General features: G+C 71.5%; 15 protein-coding genes. 7 read left to right on the plus strand and 8 right to left on the minus strand.

Annotated features, from left to right (window positions below; translation table 11 throughout):
* Positions 1-235 precede the first annotated feature (235 nt).
* On the minus strand, positions 236-1,258 hold the full coding sequence (locus ACFVYN_RS36520; protein ID WP_390006431.1) for an LD-carboxypeptidase: 1,023 nt from the start codon (positions 1,256-1,258) through the stop codon (positions 236-238).
* A gap of 482 nt (positions 1,259-1,740) precedes the next feature.
* Here ACFVYN_RS36520 and ACFVYN_RS36525 point away from each other — a divergent pair, with 482 nt between their 5' ends.
* Together ACFVYN_RS36525 and ACFVYN_RS36530 are read left to right on the plus strand one after the other, a co-directional pair.
* Complete coding sequence (locus ACFVYN_RS36525; RefSeq protein WP_390006433.1) at positions 1,741-2,886, plus strand: MFS transporter; 1,146 nt, start codon at positions 1,741-1,743, stop codon at positions 2,884-2,886.
* A 60-nt stretch (positions 2,887-2,946) separates the two neighbouring features.
* Positions 2,947-3,504 (plus strand): dihydrofolate reductase family protein, encoded by a 558-nt coding sequence (locus ACFVYN_RS36530; RefSeq protein ID WP_390006434.1) that lies wholly within the window; start codon positions 2,947-2,949, stop codon positions 3,502-3,504.
* Here the strand turns inward: ACFVYN_RS36530 and ACFVYN_RS36535 are convergent.
* Positions 3,462-4,448 carry an alpha/beta hydrolase gene (locus ACFVYN_RS36535; RefSeq protein WP_390006435.1) on the minus strand — a complete coding sequence of 329 codons (987 nt, stop codon included), beginning with the start codon at positions 4,446-4,448 and terminating at the stop codon, positions 3,462-3,464. The genes ACFVYN_RS36530 and ACFVYN_RS36535 overlap by 43 nt on opposite strands.
* A 150-nt stretch (positions 4,449-4,598) precedes the next feature.
* On the opposite strand from ACFVYN_RS36535, the gene ACFVYN_RS36540 reads away from it, so the two are divergent.
* Positions 4,599-4,985, plus strand: coding sequence for a GNAT family N-acetyltransferase (locus ACFVYN_RS36540; RefSeq protein ID WP_390006437.1), 387 nt, complete (start codon positions 4,599-4,601; stop codon positions 4,983-4,985).
* 43 nt (positions 4,986-5,028) lie between these two features.
* On the opposite strand, the gene ACFVYN_RS36545 is transcribed toward ACFVYN_RS36540, so the two are convergent.
* Positions 5,029-5,943, minus strand: a complete 915-nt coding sequence (locus ACFVYN_RS36545; RefSeq protein ID WP_390006438.1) for a ketopantoate reductase family protein — start codon at positions 5,941-5,943, stop codon at positions 5,029-5,031.
* A gap of 117 nt (positions 5,944-6,060) precedes the next feature.
* On the opposite strand from ACFVYN_RS36545, the gene ACFVYN_RS36550 reads away from it, so the two are divergent.
* The gene (locus ACFVYN_RS36550; RefSeq protein ID WP_390006440.1) at positions 6,061-6,291 is read left to right on the plus strand and encodes a DUF2277 domain-containing protein; all 231 of its coding nucleotides are present in this window, start codon (positions 6,061-6,063) and stop codon (positions 6,289-6,291) included.
* Between the two features lie 449 nt (positions 6,292-6,740).
* On the opposite strand, the gene ACFVYN_RS36555 is transcribed toward ACFVYN_RS36550, so the two are convergent.
* The 4 genes from ACFVYN_RS36555 to ACFVYN_RS36570 form a co-directional block, all read right to left on the minus strand.
* The gene (locus tag ACFVYN_RS36555) at positions 6,741-7,304 is read right to left on the minus strand and encodes a DedA family protein (protein ID WP_390006453.1); all 564 of its coding nucleotides are present in this window, start codon (positions 7,302-7,304) and stop codon (positions 6,741-6,743) included.
* Positions 7,305-7,485: 181 nt separating this feature from the next.
* The gene (locus tag ACFVYN_RS36560; RefSeq protein ID WP_390006441.1) at positions 7,486-7,935 is read right to left on the minus strand and encodes a DoxX family protein; all 450 of its coding nucleotides are present in this window, start codon (positions 7,933-7,935) and stop codon (positions 7,486-7,488) included.
* Between the two features lie 244 nt (positions 7,936-8,179).
* Complete coding sequence (locus tag ACFVYN_RS36565) at positions 8,180-9,856, minus strand: alkaline phosphatase D family protein (RefSeq protein ID WP_390006443.1); 1,677 nt, start codon at positions 9,854-9,856, stop codon at positions 8,180-8,182.
* 72 nt (positions 9,857-9,928) lie between these two features.
* Entirely contained in the window at positions 9,929-10,573 is a 645-nt protein-coding gene (locus ACFVYN_RS36570; protein ID WP_390006445.1) for an HNH endonuclease family protein, read from the minus strand.
* A 370-nt stretch (positions 10,574-10,943) separates the two neighbouring features.
* Here ACFVYN_RS36570 and ACFVYN_RS36575 point away from each other — a divergent pair, with 370 nt between their 5' ends.
* Entirely contained in the window at positions 10,944-11,525 is a 582-nt protein-coding gene (locus tag ACFVYN_RS36575; protein WP_390006446.1) for a TMEM165/GDT1 family protein, read from the plus strand.
* A 210-nt stretch (positions 11,526-11,735) separates the two neighbouring features.
* Complete coding sequence (locus ACFVYN_RS36580) at positions 11,736-12,404, plus strand: HAD-IA family hydrolase (RefSeq protein ID WP_390006448.1); 669 nt, start codon at positions 11,736-11,738, stop codon at positions 12,402-12,404.
* A 247-nt stretch (positions 12,405-12,651) separates the two neighbouring features.
* On the opposite strand, the gene ACFVYN_RS36585 is transcribed toward ACFVYN_RS36580, so the two are convergent.
* The gene (locus ACFVYN_RS36585) at positions 12,652-13,596 is read right to left on the minus strand and encodes a peptidoglycan-binding domain-containing protein (RefSeq protein ID WP_390006450.1); all 945 of its coding nucleotides are present in this window, start codon (positions 13,594-13,596) and stop codon (positions 12,652-12,654) included.
* Between the two features lie 161 nt (positions 13,597-13,757).
* Between ACFVYN_RS36585 and ACFVYN_RS36590 the strand changes: the two genes are divergently transcribed.
* Positions 13,758-14,494: MFS transporter (locus tag ACFVYN_RS36590; RefSeq protein ID WP_390006452.1), on the plus strand; the 737-nt coding region annotated here is incomplete at its 3' end.

Here is a 14,494-nt window from a genome sequence, read left to right on the forward strand (position 1 = left end):
TGCTGCGAGGACGCTGGTGGTGGCGGTACGCCAGGCGTCGTACCTGTGGGTGCTCTGGCCTCGCCGTGCGGCCGGACACCTCGGCGACGTGACGCCCACCCGGTGCGCGCGGTCATGCTGCCGCCCGATGTGATGGACGCGGAGGTCACGACGGCGGGGGAGGACCGGTCGGGTCGGGAGTTCAGGTGACTCCCGTTCGACCAGCACTCCTCACGTTCGGAACAACAACAGCCACTCAGCCGACCGGTTCCCTCACCATGAGAGGCCGTACCGCCGGTTCAAGCAGCGACAGTGTCCGCTGCTGCGCATCGAGGCCGACGCGGATGCCGACCGGCATCGGCAGATTCGGGCCGGCATGTCCGAACTCGACGTTGCCCAGGACGGGGATGTCGCGGTCGCCGAGGACGTCGAGAACCAGCTCGGGGAGGGTCGGGGACGTGTCGGGCGAGTCGAGGCCGTCGATCGCGTGCGGGACGCCCACGACCATGCCGGAGATCCGGTCGAGGATGCCGGAGTGCCGCAGTACCTGCAGATAGCTCCACACATGCGATGCCTGGCCGCCCGCCTCCTCCCAGAAGAGCACCGCGCCGTCGAACTGTTCGAGCGGCAGCGCGAAACGTGTTGCCTGCGACAGCGCGATGCGATTGAGCAGCCCGCCGATCAGCCGGCCTTCGGTGCGACCGGCACGCCAGCACTCCCACGACGGGGTGGCCGGCAGCGCACCGATCGCCTCGCCGCCGGTCAGCAGCGTCGAGTAGAGCTTTTCAAGTTCCGCTCTGCGTCCTGCTGACGCGGCCTGCCAGTGCCCGCCGAGTCCGGGGGTGGCCACGTCGGCATGGAATCCGACCAGACCCGTGCGCGCATAAAGCACCAGATGCAGCAGTGAGATGTCGCTGTAGCCGAGGATCGGCTTGGGGTCGGCCGCGATCGCCTCGACGTCGATCAGGTCGAGGTAACCGAGCGCCGTCTGGCCACCGTCATGCGCGATGATCGCGCGCACCTCAGGATCACGCAGTAGTCCATTGAACTCCTCTGCGATCTCCGCCGGCCGCGTCGCGCTCCACCAGTGGTGCCGCCCTGCTTCGAGGAGCGGTGCCCGACGCACGCGGAATCCCATCCGCTCGATCACGACCACCGCCTGCTCGAGGTCAGGCTCGTAAGCAGCGTGGAGCGGCCCGGACAGCGATGCGATAACGACGAGATCTCCGGGCCTCAGGGCACGAGGGCGGAGCAGTTGAGGCAGTGCAGAACCGGTCACCGACGAAGTGTCCCAACAACTCGCAACGTCACGCTGACCATTTACCGATCGGCGCCCTCCCAGGTTGGAAAAGTCTCCGTGGAACGGAATTCCGTGACTTTCCAAACCCTCCAGGCGAAATTCGGCGGCCTCGAATCCGCACGCAAACGACTACGCCGGCACACGCCGAATTCACCGAACGAAACGAGATCTGTGCCCAAGGCCTCTCCCGTGCCGAGACCGAGCACCAGATACCGGTCGCCACCGGTCGGGGCAACCGGTCCGGCCGCCGGGGACGGCAGGTCGACGATGTGCACGCTTCCCGTCGGTGTCTCCCCGTCGGCGGCGAAGGTCGAACTCCATGAGGAACATCGTCCCCGCTTTCGTCCAAGCATCGTCGCTGCTTTGTCCATGGACCGGTCAGTGGTCGGGACGCGAAGGTCGGTTCATGAAAGCGGATCTTGAGGATTGTCGTGCATAGCCCGGCGATCGAACGGCGACGGATGCCAAGTGGGCTTGTCGCCTTGGCCGTCGGTGGGTTCGGCATCGGGCTGACCGAGTTCCTGATCGCGGGACTGCTGCCGCAGGTGGCGTCGAGTTTCGCGGTGTCCGAGGCGGCCGCGGGACGGCTGATCTCCGGATACGCGCTGAGCGTCGCGGTCGGCGCGATCGCCCTGACCGCGGCGACCGCGCGGCTGCCCCGCAAACACGTCCTGGTCGGCCTGGTGGTCCTGTTCGTCCTCGGCAACCTGCTGTCCGCCGTCGCGCCGAGCTACCCGGTGATGCTGCTCGGGCGGATCGTCGCGGCGCTGTGCCATGGTTCGTTCTTCGGTATCGGCTCCCTCGTCGCGCGCAGCCTGGTCGCACCGGAGCGCAAGTCCCGCGCGGTGGCCGTCATGTTCGCCGGGCTGACGGTCGCGAACGTGCTCGGTGTGCCGTTCGGCGCGCTGGTGGGGGAGCGCTGGGGCTGGCGGGCCGCGTTCTGGGCGGTCACCGCGGTCGGCCTGCTCGCGCTCGCGGGGATCGTCGCGTTCGTGCCGAGCGGTGACGGGGAGACACCGACGGCTCCCACCGCCCTGCGCGCCCAACTGGGCGCGTTCCGTTCCGAGCAGGTCTGGCTGACCCTGGCGGCCAGCGCGCTCGGCTACGGCGGGATGTTCGGCGCGTTCAGCTACATCGCCTACACGCTCACCGAGGTCGGCGGCTTCTCCCCGGCGGATGTCGCCTGGCTGCTCATGGTGTACGGCGTCGGCCTGGTCGTCGGCAACCTGATCGGCGGTCGGGCCGCCGACCACGACCGTGACCGTGCGCTGCTCCTCGCCCTGGCCGGTCTCACCGTCACCCTGGCCCTGTTCGGGCTGCTCGCCGCCGGTGCCACGGCGTCGGTGGTGCTGCTGTTCCTGATGGGCGTGTTCGGGTTCGCCGGAGTGCCCGGCATGATCACCCGCGTCACCGACCACGCCCAGGGCGCGGCACTGGCCGCCAGTGCCAACGTGTCCGCGTCCAACATCGGCAACGCGCTGGGCGCCTGGGCCGGAGGCGTCGCGATCACGGCGGGCCTCGGCTACACGGCTCCGCTCTACGTCGGCGCATGCATCACGCTGACCTCCCTCGCCGTCATGGCCGTCGCCGCGCATCGGGCGAGGTGATGACTTTCGGGCACGGGGCCGGTCTCAGGGAGCAGGGAGCGCCCTGAGAGAGGACCAGTCATGGAGAATCCGAAGACCCCGGAGAACCCTCGGAACGTGGACTCGACGTCGGCGGCGGACCCGGAACCGCAGACCGCCGCAGGCAAGGTGCTCTGGCACTTCACGATGTCGTTGGACGGGTTCGTGGCGGGTCCCGGGCACACGACGGACTGGATGGCGGGGGTCTCGTTCCGGCCGGGTCTCGTCGAGGAGTACGCCGGAACGACCGGGGCGGTGCTGGGCGGTCGGGACGGCTGGGACGCCTTCCCCGACGCCGGTGCCATCTATGGCGGCGCGTGGCAGGGACCGCTGTTCGTCCTCACGCACCACCCCGAGGACGCGCCGCCCGCCGCCGACGGCCGGCAGCTCCTCGAACGCGGACTGATCGACGAGACCGACCTCCACATCGCGCCGGTCCTGCTCGGCGACGGGATCCGGCTGTTCGACAACCCCGGCGGCGCTCCCGTGCGCCTCGAAGCCGTCGAAGCCGTCGAAGCCCTCGACGGCGGCGACCGCAGGGCCGCGGTGACCGTGCGCTACCGCCCGCTCCCGACCGATCCCAGCCACTCGGTCAGGTAACGGCCGACCTCCTCGGGACGTTCCTGCTGGATCCAGTGGCCGCAGTCGTCCAGGAGGTGGGCGGCGTGCAGACCGGGAAGCGTGCTGGGGAAGGCGTCGATGGCGTCGGAGAGCCAGGTGGTGGAGGCGTCCAGAGTGCCGCCCAGGAAGAGGGAGGGCTGGACGACCGGTGCGCCCGCGTAGGCGGCCAGGTCCTTCCAGTCCCGGTCCATCGCGCGGTAGCGGTTCAGGGCACCTGTCAGGCCCGTGCGCTCGAACTCCCCGGCGTAGACGTCGAGATCGTCCTCGGTGAGCCAGGCCGGAAGGCGGTCGGCGGGGAAGCGGTCGCGCAGCCGCCCGCCGGGGGCGACGAAGTGGGGGTCGGGGGACGCGGGGTGGGCGTCTGCTCTTGGCATGGTGTCGGCGGAGAGCGCGGCGTAGAAGCCGGCCAGCCAGCCGCGTACGTCCGGTTCGATCTCGCGCTCGGCCCGGCCGGGCTCCTGGAAGTAGGAGACGTAGAACTCCTCGTCACCGCCGAGCCGCGCGAACACCTCGCTGGGGCGTGGGCCGCCCGGCGGGGTGTACGGCACGCTCAGCAGGGCGACCGCGTGGAAGACGTCCGGCCTGAGCAGCGCCGAGTGCGCGGCGATCGTCGCGCCCCAGTCGTGCCCGACGACCACCGCGGAACGCTCGCCGAGCGCCTCGACCACGGCCGCGTTGTCCTCCACCAGCTCGGTCATCCGGTACGCCGCCACCGCCTCCGGCTTCGAGGAACGGCCGTATCCGCGCACGTCGACGGCGACCGCGCGGTACCCGGCCGCGGCCAGCACCGGCAGCTGGTGGCGCCACGAGTACCAGGACTCCGGGAATCCGTGCAGCAGCAGGACGAGTGGCCCGGTGCCCTGCTCGACGAGGTGGATCCGGCCTGCGGGACCGGGGACCAGGCGGTGGGTGGCGTGCGGCATGAGTCCTCCATACGTAACGTACGTCTGCACTGCGGCTCGTACCTCCTACGTGATCCTCCGTCGTAGCGGCGAACACCGCGAGGTCTGTTGCCGGTTCGGCAAATCCGCAGGCCGGGGGCGTTGTCAGACCTGCCGCCCAAGGTGGCTGGCATGGATACGGAGCAGGTGCGGCTGGTGCCCTGGGCGGAGGGTGACTTCTGGCTGCTGGAGCGGACCAACAGCCCTGAGATGACCGACCACCTGGGCGGGCCCGAGAGCGAGGAGAAGCTCGTCGCGCGGCATCGGCGGTACGTCGGGCTGTTCCAGGGGCTGGGGCTGGCCGCGCAGGCGGCCCGTGCCGTCGTGCAGGAGGCACGGGCCGCCGGTGGACACCGGTATCTGCACGCGTTCCCGAGCGTGGAGCACACCGCGTCGAACGGCGTCTGCCGCCGGGCGGGCTTCACGCTGCTCGGACAGGCCGAGTTCGAGTATCCGAAGGGGCACTGGATCAGGTCGAACGACTGGCGGTTCGACCTGACGGGCGGGGACGGCGGCTGATGAGGCGCGCGTGAGGGCGGGGGGTGGCGGTCGGGGTGGACCGTCAGCCTGCGGTGTCCGTCAACTCCCGTACCACCCGGGCCGCGACGGGCACCTTCACCCCGTGCCGGTCCGCCGCGCGCAGCAACGCCCCGCCGATCGCGTCCAGTTCGAGGGGGCGCCCCGCCTCCGCGTCGCGCTGCATCGAGGACTTCATCCCGGGCGGGAAGGCGTCGTAGCGGGCGAGGGCCTGGACGGGGTCGGCGGGGCCGCCGCAGGCCGCGCTGACCGCGGCGGTCTCCTCGGCCAGCGCGGCCAGCTCCTCGCGGTGGCGGGTGCGCACCTCGCCGAGGGGGCGGGCGTGCAGGGTGGTGAGGAGGGCGAAGGGAGCGAGGAAGGACATCTTGTCCCACAGGGCGGCTGTCTCGTCGTCCAGGACACGGGTCGCGGGGCCCGCCGCGGCCAGGGCGGAGGCCAGTGCGTCGAGGCGCTCGCGGGGGACGCCGTCGCCGGTCAGGTCGAGTTCGGCGAAGGGGCTGCCGTGTTCGATGACGCCCGGCGCGATCCTCGTCGACTCGACGCGGATCACCGCGGGGGCGACCCGGTCCGGGCGGTAGCGGGTGCGCAGGGTCGCCGGGTGTTCGACGCCGTTCAGGAGGGGGACGACCAGGCCGTCGCCCAGGGCGGTGGGCGGGACGCGGTCGAGGGCGGAGTGCAGGGAGGTGTGCTTGACGGCGATCACGCAGGCGTCGACCGGTTCGCGCAGCTCGGTGTCGGCCTCGACGGGGGTCGTGAAGTCGCCGAAGGTGCCGCTGCGGACCTGGATGCCGGCCGTGCGCAGGGTGTCTGCCGTGTCCTCGCCGGCCAGGCAGATCACTCGGTGTCCGGCGCGGGCCAGGAGGGCGGCGAGGAGGCCGCCGGTGCCGCCCGGGCCCAGGACGGCCACGGTGGGTTTCCGGTGCGCGGAGTCGTGCGCCATGTCGGGTTGTTCCTCTCGTCGGTCGGCCCCGGGGTCGGTGGCCGCCTCGGCGAGGATCATGGCATTCGGAACGGGCGGGCGGAAGCGCCGATCCGCTCGGGGAGGGAGACTGTCGGTATGTGCCGCAGTATCAAGACGCTTCGTCCGCCTGTGTTGCCCGAGGAGGCGACGGAGGACGAGATCCGGGCCGCCGCGCTTCAGTACGTGCGCAAGGTGTCGGGTTTCCGGGCCCCCGCCGCCCACAACCGCGAGGTCTTCGAACGGGCCGTGGAGGTGATCGCGGAGGCGACGGCGGAACTGCTGGAGGGGCTGGAGATCCGGGGAGCGACTCGCCGCGAGGCGAGCTGACCCGGCCCGGCGTCGGGGACGCACGCTGGTGCGGGGCGGCCGGGGCCAGGCCTTGCCGCCGCAGCCGCACCTACGGAGGTGCGGGCCGTGTCGATACCCGCTCCCCGAGTGAGCGCGACCAGTCCCCGCCGCCCCCCAACCGACGCATGTCCTGTCGCCCCCGTCGCAGCGCCGGTCACCGCCGCGTCCCCCGCCTCCGGATGTGGCCGCGTCACCGGCTAGCGGCTGAGGCACGTCCGGCGATTGCCGTAGCAGTCCCAGTCGTCGCCGCGGTCGTCGTCACCGCGCCTCCGGACGTGGCCATATCACCGACCAGCACCCGAGACACGTCCCGCCGCCGTAGCACTCCCAGCCGCCGTCGCGGCCGTCGTCATCGTGCCTCCGCCGCCCCTGGACGCGGCCGCCTCACCGGCCCGCACCCGACAGACGTCCCGCCGGCGCAGCCCCCGTCACCGCGCCTCCGCCGCCCCCTGACGTGGCCGCATCACATACGCCGCCGCCGCGCCCGCGCCGAAGAGTGCCGCCACCGATACCCCCGTCGCCAGCCAGGTCGCTCCCAGCCAGTGGGCGCCGAAGTAGCCGAGGGCCACGCTGTAGGCGGCCCAGGACAGGCCCGCGAGGGCGGACCAGGGGAGGAAGTCGCGGGCTCGGCGGTGGGCGGTGCCGGCCAGGAGGGAGACCACCGAGCGGCCGGCGGGTGCGAATCGGGCGAGGACCACCAGGGCCCCGCCGCCCGCGGAGAGCGCGTCGCCGAGACGTTCCTGCGCCGTGGTGAGTCGACGCGAGCGGGCGATCGCGCGGTCGAGGCGCTCACCGCCCCGGAAGGCGAGGCGGTACGCCGCCAGGTCGCCCAGCACGGAGGCGGTGGTCGCGCAGAGGATCAGGGTCATCACATCGGGGACTCGTCCGGTCGCCGCGCTGCCCGCGGCCGCGGCGGTCGCGGCCGTGATGACCAGCACCCCGCTGGGCAGCAACGGCACGAACACGTCGAGGAGCACCGACAACGCGACCATGGCGTAGATCCATGGACTGCCGGTCAGTGACCCCAGGCTCTCCAACACCGCGACTCCCCGTGATTCCCCCGTAGACAGCCATACAGCGTACGCGTGGGCCGGTACAGGAGATTCACGGGGGGCGCATGGGACGAACTCGCCATGTTCACCCGGCTGCTTCGCCTCAGACGGCTCAGACAGCTCAGACGGCCACCGGCTCCGCCGCCGGGTTCCGTCCGCCCGCCGAGCGCTTCGCGAACAGCCGGTCCAGGCCGAACGCGCCGGACCCGGTGAAGACGAGCAGCAGGAAGGCCCAGCTGAACATCGCCGCTGCCTCGCCGCCGTTCTCCATGGGCCACAGGGCCACCGGCTGGTGAACCTTGAAGTACGCGTACGCCATGGATCCCGCGGCGAGGAACGCGGCGGCGCGCGTGCCCAACCCCAGCAGCACGAGAGCGCCGCAGACGAGCTGGATCACGGACGCGTACCAGCCGGGCCAGGTGCCCGGTTCGAGGGTGCCGCCGTCGGTGCCCGCGGCACCGCCGAGGACACCGAAGAGGGAGGCGGCGCCATGACAGAGGAAGAGCAGGCCGACGACGATGCGGTACAGGCCGAGGGCGTATGGCTGGGCGCTGTTCAGGCGTCCGGTCATTGTGGGGGACTCCTTCGGTCGGGTCGGTCCCACAGGGGGGTCGCCCCAGGGGGATGGGACCGAATCAGCCCTCCACGGTAGGGGCGCCCCAGCAATGCTTTCAAGTTCAACATTTAGCCATCAGTTTGCCTCTGCAGTCCCTTCCGTTCCACCTCCAGCCGCATGTGGAGGGGCTCTGGGGACCTCGCACCGGCTTCCGAAAGTGTGTCCGAATCCACACGGGTGCCGGCCTGTCGGGGCCCGGTCACCTGGTGAGCCGGGACGCCTCGCGTCCGCTCTTCCCGGTGAGTTCGGACTCCGAGACCGTCACCAGCCGTGTCCGGCCCTCGCCCGAATCCCGCGCATGGTCCAGCCGCAGCCGCGCCGAACGGCCGTTCAGCGTCAGGGTCATGAGCTGGTTGCCGAACCAGGGGCCGCCCGTGTGCCGCCAGGAGACCGGCGGTCGCGCACAGCGTCCGTGCCGGGCGAGCCCCCGCCCGAGCGCCCGCGCCGCCGCGCTCCAGCCGAAGCGGAAGCCGAACCGGATGTAGCCGGGCACGGAGTTGTGGACGGGCGAGCAGGTGAGCTGGAGGACGCGGGCGTCCGGTCCGCCGGAGTGCCACGTCGGCTCGGCCACGTACGCGTGGTGCACGTCCCCCGACAGCACCAGCACCAGCACCGTCGCCGGCGCCTCGGGCCCCGAACCCACCTCGGCGATCAGATCCGCCAGCGCCGCGAAGGACTCCGGGAACGCCGCCCAGTGCTCCAGGTCCGCCTTGCGCCGCAGATCCTCCCCGAACCGGGCCCAGCGTGCCCCGCGGTCTCCCCGGCACAGCGCGGCGTCCCAGGCCTCGGCGTCGTGCACCAGATGCGGCAGCAGCCAGGGCAGCGAGGTGCCGATCAGGAGGTGGTCGTAGGAGGCGCGCTCCTCCAGCGCCTGTCCGCGCAGCCACTCGGCCTCGCCGGGGTCCAGCATCGAGCGGTTCTGCTCGTCGAGGACGCGGGCCGCGCGGGAGTCCACCATGAGCAGCCGCGTCCGGCCGAAGTCGCGCCGGTAACTCCAGCGCACGGAGGCCGCGTCGGCCTCGGCCCGGCAGGCGAAGGCGCGCAACTCGTCGGTGCCGTCCGGGGATCGGCGTACGGCGGCGTAGAGCGGGTCGGCGGCCAGTTCGGCCGGCGCGAGGTTGCCGATGTGCTGGTAGACCCAGTACGACATCAGCCCGCTCAGCAACCGCTCCCGCCACCACGGGAGGGCGCGCATGTCCTCGACCCAGGCGGCGGAGGTGTTCCAGTCGTCGATGACATCGTGGTCGTCGAAGATCATGCAGCTGGGCACGGTGGACAGCAGCCAGCGCACCTCGGGGTCGAGCCAGGACTCGTAGTAGAGGTGGGTGTACTCCTCGTAGTCCGCCACCTGGCTGCCCGGCGCCTCGCTCAGGTCACGGCGCGCGGCCAGCCAGCTCTGCGTGGCCCGGGAGGTCTCGTCGGCGTAGACCTGGTCGCCCAGCAGGACGAGGACGTCCGGCCGTTCGCCCTCCGGCTCGGCGGCGAGACGGGCCGCGAGGGTGTCGAGGGCGTCGGGGCCCACGGGGTCCTTCTCGCCCTTCGGGGGCGCGGCCCAGCGGCAGGAGCCGAAGGCGACGCGGACGGGCGCCTCCTCGGTGGGCGTGTGGATCAGGGAGGGCGGGAAGGGCGAGTCGGGCGGCGGCCACACGCGTGTGCCGTCCAGGAACACCTCGTACGACCGCTCGGTGCCGGGGGAGAGGCCGTCGACCGGGACGAGGGCGTAGTGGTGGCCCGCGATCTGGAAGCTGGGGGCGTCACCCCCGGTCCCGTCCGAGCAGCGCACCTCGGCGGTGCACGGACGGCTCGTCTCGACCCACACGGTCGCGGACGAGCCGTCGACGTACCTGAGCAGTGGTCCCACCCGCAGATCCGCCACGTGATCCTCCTCCGTCGCCCCGTACGGTACGGAACGACCGAGGCCTGCGGGGAGATTCCGGCGCGGAATCGGTCAGCAGTTGGCGAGGTAGCTCGTGAGCGCGCTCTTCTCGGCGGAGTCGACGGAGAGGTCGTAGTAGTACTTCACCTGGACCCAGGCGCGGACGTAGGTGCAGCGGTACGAGGTGACCGACGGCATCCACTCGGCCGGGTCCTGGTCGCTCTTGGACTGGTTCACGTTGTCCGTGACGGCGATCAGCTGCGGGCGGGTGACGTCGTTGGCGAAGGCCTGGCGCTGGGCGGTGGTCCAGGCGCTCGCGCCGGAGTCCCAGGCCTCGGCGAGCGGGACCAGGTGGTCGATGTCGAGGTCGGAGGCGGCGGTCCAGGTGGCGCCGTCGTACGGGGAGTACCAGCTGCCGCTGGTGGCGGTGCAGGCGGAGTTGGTGACGACGTTCGAGCCGTCCCGCTTGAGGATGTACTCCCGGGTGTTGCAGGTGCCGCTGATGGTGATCCACGTCGGGAACAGGTCCCGGGCGTAGCCGGTGCGGTTCTCCGTCGCCACGGTGAGCGAGGCGAGGTAGGTGCGGGCGGTGGCGGCGCTGACCGGGGTGGGGAGGGCGGCGGAGGCGGTCGGACCGTTGAAGAGTCCGACGGAGGCTATGAGACCGGTCAGCGCGGCGAGTATGCTCAACCGTCGACGCGCGTAGAACTTCGGCATGCGAACTCCCTTGGGGGGCGGGGGCGTTGGAGTGCGAGCGGTCGAATGCTCGCGGCTGTGTGTTGCGGGGAGATGTGCGTACGGTGAGAAGTTAGTGACGCGTACATGACACGACAAGGGGTACGGCAAGGTCGTGCGCCAAGATGTGCCACGAAACGATCACGTACGATGGAGGGCGTTGAAGGGGAGTAGCTCTTCGCCGGACCGTCGACATACTGCTCAGCTCGTCTGAGCCGGCGCCCGGAGGCAGGTCTTCAGGGATCGGCCAGCGAGACCTTCGGCCAGTAGTGCACTGACTGTGTGCTGCCGTGCCGAGGCGTCGTTTCGCAGGAACACTCTCGGTGGGGCGGCCCCGACCGATTGAGGACCCTTGATCAGCCTGACCGTGACGGCCGTCGTGTTCGGCGTCGTCTTCCTCGCCGAACTGCCCGACAAGACCGCGCTCGCCGGCCTCGTCCTCGGCACCCGTTACCGAGCCTCCTACGTCTTCGCCGGCGTCGCCGCCGCCTTCGCGCTGCATGTCGCGCTCGCCGTGGCGGCCGGCAGTGTGCTGACCCTGCTGCCGCAGCAGATCGTGCAGGCGGTGACCGGCGTGCTCTTCCTCGGCGGCGCGGCCGTGCTGCTGTTCAAGAAGGACGACGGCGACGAGGAGATCCGCAAGCCCGAGGACCAGTCCTTCTGGAAGGTCGCCGGGGCCGGGTTCATGCTCATCCTGGTCGCCGAGTTCGGGGACCTGACCCAGATCATGACGGCGAACCTCGCGGCCCGATACGACGATCCGCTCTCCGTCGGCCTCGGCGCGGTGCTCGCACTGTGGGCGGTTGCGGGTCTCGGGATCGTCGGCGGAAAGGCGCTGATGAAGCGGGTTCCGCTGAAGCTGATCACCAAGGTCGCGGCGCTGCTCATGTTGGCGCTCGGGCTGTGGAGCCTGTGGGAGGCCGTGTCCGGATGAGCTGAACGGTGAGTGAACTGTGCCGGGCGGTCTCCGGGGGATCTGCGGGGGATGGTGGCGGGAACCGGCCCGGTTTTGTACCGTAGAGAAACAAAGTGGCTCCCGCTCGTTCTCCCTGACCGGCGGGCGGGGCCACCTTGTCCCTCCGGGGGATGCGGGGAGACACCGCCGCCACCTCCGAAGCCCCCGTCCCGCGTCCTGGAGCTGCCGATGACGGCCACCGCCGCCCCCACCGTGCTCACCGCCCGCGCCCTCCTGCTCGACATGGACGGAACCCTCGTCAACTCCGACGCCGTCGTGGAACGCATCTGGCGCCGCTGGGCCGCACAGCACGGGCTGGACGGCGACGAGGTCATGAAGGTCGTCCACGGCCGCCAGGGGCACGCGTCGATGGCGGTCCTGCTGCCCGACCGGCCCGTGGAGCAGAACCTCGCGGACAACGCGCGCATGCTCGCCGAGGAGACCGCGGACATGGACGGCGTGATGGCGATACCGGGGGCGCCGGAGTTCCTGGCCTCCCTGCGCGGGCTGCCCCACGCGCTGGTGACCTCGGCCGACGTCCCGCTGTCCACGGCCCGGATGGCGGCCGCGGGTCTCGAACTGCCCGACGTCCGAGTCACCGCCGAGTCCGTCGGGGCGAGCAAGCCCGACCCCGAGGGGTTCCTCAAGGGTGCGGCGGAGCTGGGCGTGGCACCTTCGGAGTGCGTGGTCTTCGAGGACTCCGGGGCGGGGATCGCGGCGGGCAAGGCGGCCGGGATGCGGGTCGTGGGAGTCGGCCCACGCGCGGGCGTACACGGACCGGACGTCGTGGTGCGGGACCTGACCCGGGTGAGGGTGGAAGCGCGGGAGGACGGCACGCTGGGGATCCACGTCGGGTAGATGTGTGTTCCCGGGGGGCCGGGTCCGGTGCGGCTGCCGCCGCCTGGGCGCGACCCCCACGGTCCCCGGCACCACCGCGCGTGCGCGACCACGTTGTGCGCCGGCCTCCACCGGACCGTGCCCGCGGAACGGCCTACGGCTGCGGCTGTTGGTGGGTGGTCAGGTGGGGCCCGCCTCTACGTATGCGGGGGTCTGTTGCAGCTGCGGCTGCGGGACCGGCCTCCCCGGATCCGTGCCCGAGGACGACCTACGGCTCGGTCGTCTCCGATTCCAGGCGCTGCCGGGTCGTCAGGTCGTACACCCCGTGTTCCGGCACCTGGATCCCCCGCTGCCACTGGTACGCGGAGACCGCGTCCTCGACCCCCTCGTTGTAGTGCCCGCTCGCCTTGCGTGAGTACAGCCCGACCTGGGTGAGCCGCAGTTCGAGTTCGACCACCTCGGGGCCCTCGGAGCCCCGCCGCAGGACCGGTGGGTTCCCCTCGCGCGCCGCGTCGGACCCGGCCACCGGAGCCGACGTGGCGGGGGCCGACGGGGTCGCCGAGGGGCCGGCCGACCGGGACGGGCTGGGGGAGGCGCTGGACCTCGACGGGGACGGGGAGGCCGACGGGCTCGCGCTCGCCTTGGCGGGCGGGGGCGCGGAGGACGGCCGTAACGACGCCGTCGCCGTGGACGGGGGCGCCGACGCCGGGGTCGTCGTCGCGTCCGGGACCGCCGGGCGTACGTCCTGCGGCGCGGCCTCGTCCCGCGACGGCGACTCGTACGCGAACAGCCCGCTGGCGAACCCCGCCGCGGCGACCACGGCCACGACCGCCCCGGCGGTGGCGAGAAGGGCGACACGGCGTCGGGTGCCGCGCGGCGGCGCGGGGGTGGTCGGGCCGGGTGCGGAGGGCTCGGCCTCCACCTCGAACAGGTTCAGATCGGTGGCATTCGGGGTGACCGGTGGCGGTGCCAGCGAGCGCAGCGGCATCGTCGCGTCCGATCGGGGCACCCTTCGCACCGGTGCGGTCTCGTCGTCCAGCTCCACGTACGGCCGTATGCGCAGCGGATCGAAGTCCTCCGCCGCGGCCGCCTCCGCCGTACGCGCGTCCCGCAGTGCGTCCGACGCGCGCTGGGTGCAGCCGCAGGACGGGGTGTTGTCGGGCCCTCTCGGTGCCCCGCACTCCGGGCACAGATGGCCGTTCGACTCCGCCATGTGTTCGTCCCTCCCCTCAGAATCTCCAGAGATTATGCAGACCCCGCCCACAGCCGACTTTCGGAAGCCCCCGGAATATCGGCTTCCAACAGGACTCAACAGGCCGTAAACGGTCACAACGACCACGATGGGGAAGTAAACGAGAGCCACGGGAGGTCTTCATGGCCGCGGATGCGCACGGTATGACGGAGGATGTGCGAGACACGAGAGAACGCCATGTGTCCGGAAACGTCCTCGTCTCGATCGGGGCCCTGCTGCTCGGCATGCTGCTCGCCGCGCTGGACCAGACGATCGTGTCCACCGCGCTGCCCACCATCGTCAGCGACCTCGGTGGCATGGAGCATCTGTCCTGGGTGGTGACCGCGTATCTGCTGGCGTCCACGGCCGCCACGCCGCTGTGGGGCAAGCTCGGGGACCAGTACGGGCGCAAGCGGCTCTTCCAGACCGCGATCGTGATCTTCCTGATCGGGTCGGCGTTGTGCGGCATGTCCCAGGACATGACCCAGCTGATCGCCTTCCGGGCGCTGCAGGGGCTGGGCGGCGGCGGACTGATGGTGCTGTCGATGGCGATCGTCGGCGATCTCGTCCCGCCGCGCGAACGGGGCCGCTACCAGGGGCTGTTCGGAGCGGTGTTCGGGGCCACGAGCGTGCTCGGACCGCTGCTGGGCGGGCTGTTCACCGAGCATCTGAGCTGGCGGTGGGTGTTCTACGTCAACCTTCCGGTCGGTGTGGTCGCGCTGGCCGTGATCGCCGTGGTGCTGCGCATTCCCCGCAAGTCGACGAAGCACGTCATCGACTACCTGGGGACCTTCCTCATCGCCGCCGTCGCCACGTGTCTGGTGCTGGTGGCCTCGCTGGGCGGCAACACCTGGGGCTGGGGCTCGCCCCAGATCGTCGG

Origin of the sequence: Streptomyces sp. NPDC058307 (genome assembly GCF_042880295.1) — a bacterium.
Lineage (GTDB): Bacteria > Actinomycetota > Actinomycetes > Streptomycetales > Streptomycetaceae > Streptomyces.

Bases quoted from the DNA above. Each gene is read 5' to 3' on its own strand.
- ACFVYN_RS36560 (WP_390006441.1), bottom strand. From the start codon at position 7,935: ATGACCGGACGCCTGAACAGCGCCCAGCCATACGCCCTCGGCCTGTAC.
- ACFVYN_RS36535 (WP_390006435.1), bottom strand. From the start codon at position 4,448: ATGCCGCACGCCACCCACCGCCTGGTCCCCGGTCCCGCAGGCCGGATC.
- ACFVYN_RS36550 (WP_390006440.1), top strand. From the start codon at position 6,061: ATGTGCCGCAGTATCAAGACGCTTCGTCCGCCTGTGTTGCCCGAGGAG.
- ACFVYN_RS36585 (WP_390006450.1), bottom strand. From the start codon at position 13,596: ATGGCGGAGTCGAACGGCCATCTGTGCCCGGAGTGCGGGGCACCGAGA.
- ACFVYN_RS36530 (WP_390006434.1), top strand. From the start codon at position 2,947: ATGGAGAATCCGAAGACCCCGGAGAACCCTCGGAACGTGGACTCGACG.
- ACFVYN_RS36525 (WP_390006433.1), top strand. From the start codon at position 1,741: ATGCCAAGTGGGCTTGTCGCCTTGGCCGTCGGTGGGTTCGGCATCGGG.
- ACFVYN_RS36540 (WP_390006437.1), top strand. From the start codon at position 4,599: ATGGATACGGAGCAGGTGCGGCTGGTGCCCTGGGCGGAGGGTGACTTC.
- ACFVYN_RS36570 (WP_390006445.1), bottom strand. From the start codon at position 10,573: ATGCCGAAGTTCTACGCGCGTCGACGGTTGAGCATACTCGCCGCGCTG.
- ACFVYN_RS36545 (WP_390006438.1), bottom strand. From the start codon at position 5,943: ATGGCGCACGACTCCGCGCACCGGAAACCCACCGTGGCCGTCCTGGGC.
- ACFVYN_RS36555 (WP_390006453.1), bottom strand. From the start codon at position 7,304: ATGGTCGCGTTGTCGGTGCTCCTCGACGTGTTCGTGCCGTTGCTGCCC.
- ACFVYN_RS36580 (WP_390006448.1), top strand. From the start codon at position 11,736: ATGACGGCCACCGCCGCCCCCACCGTGCTCACCGCCCGCGCCCTCCTG.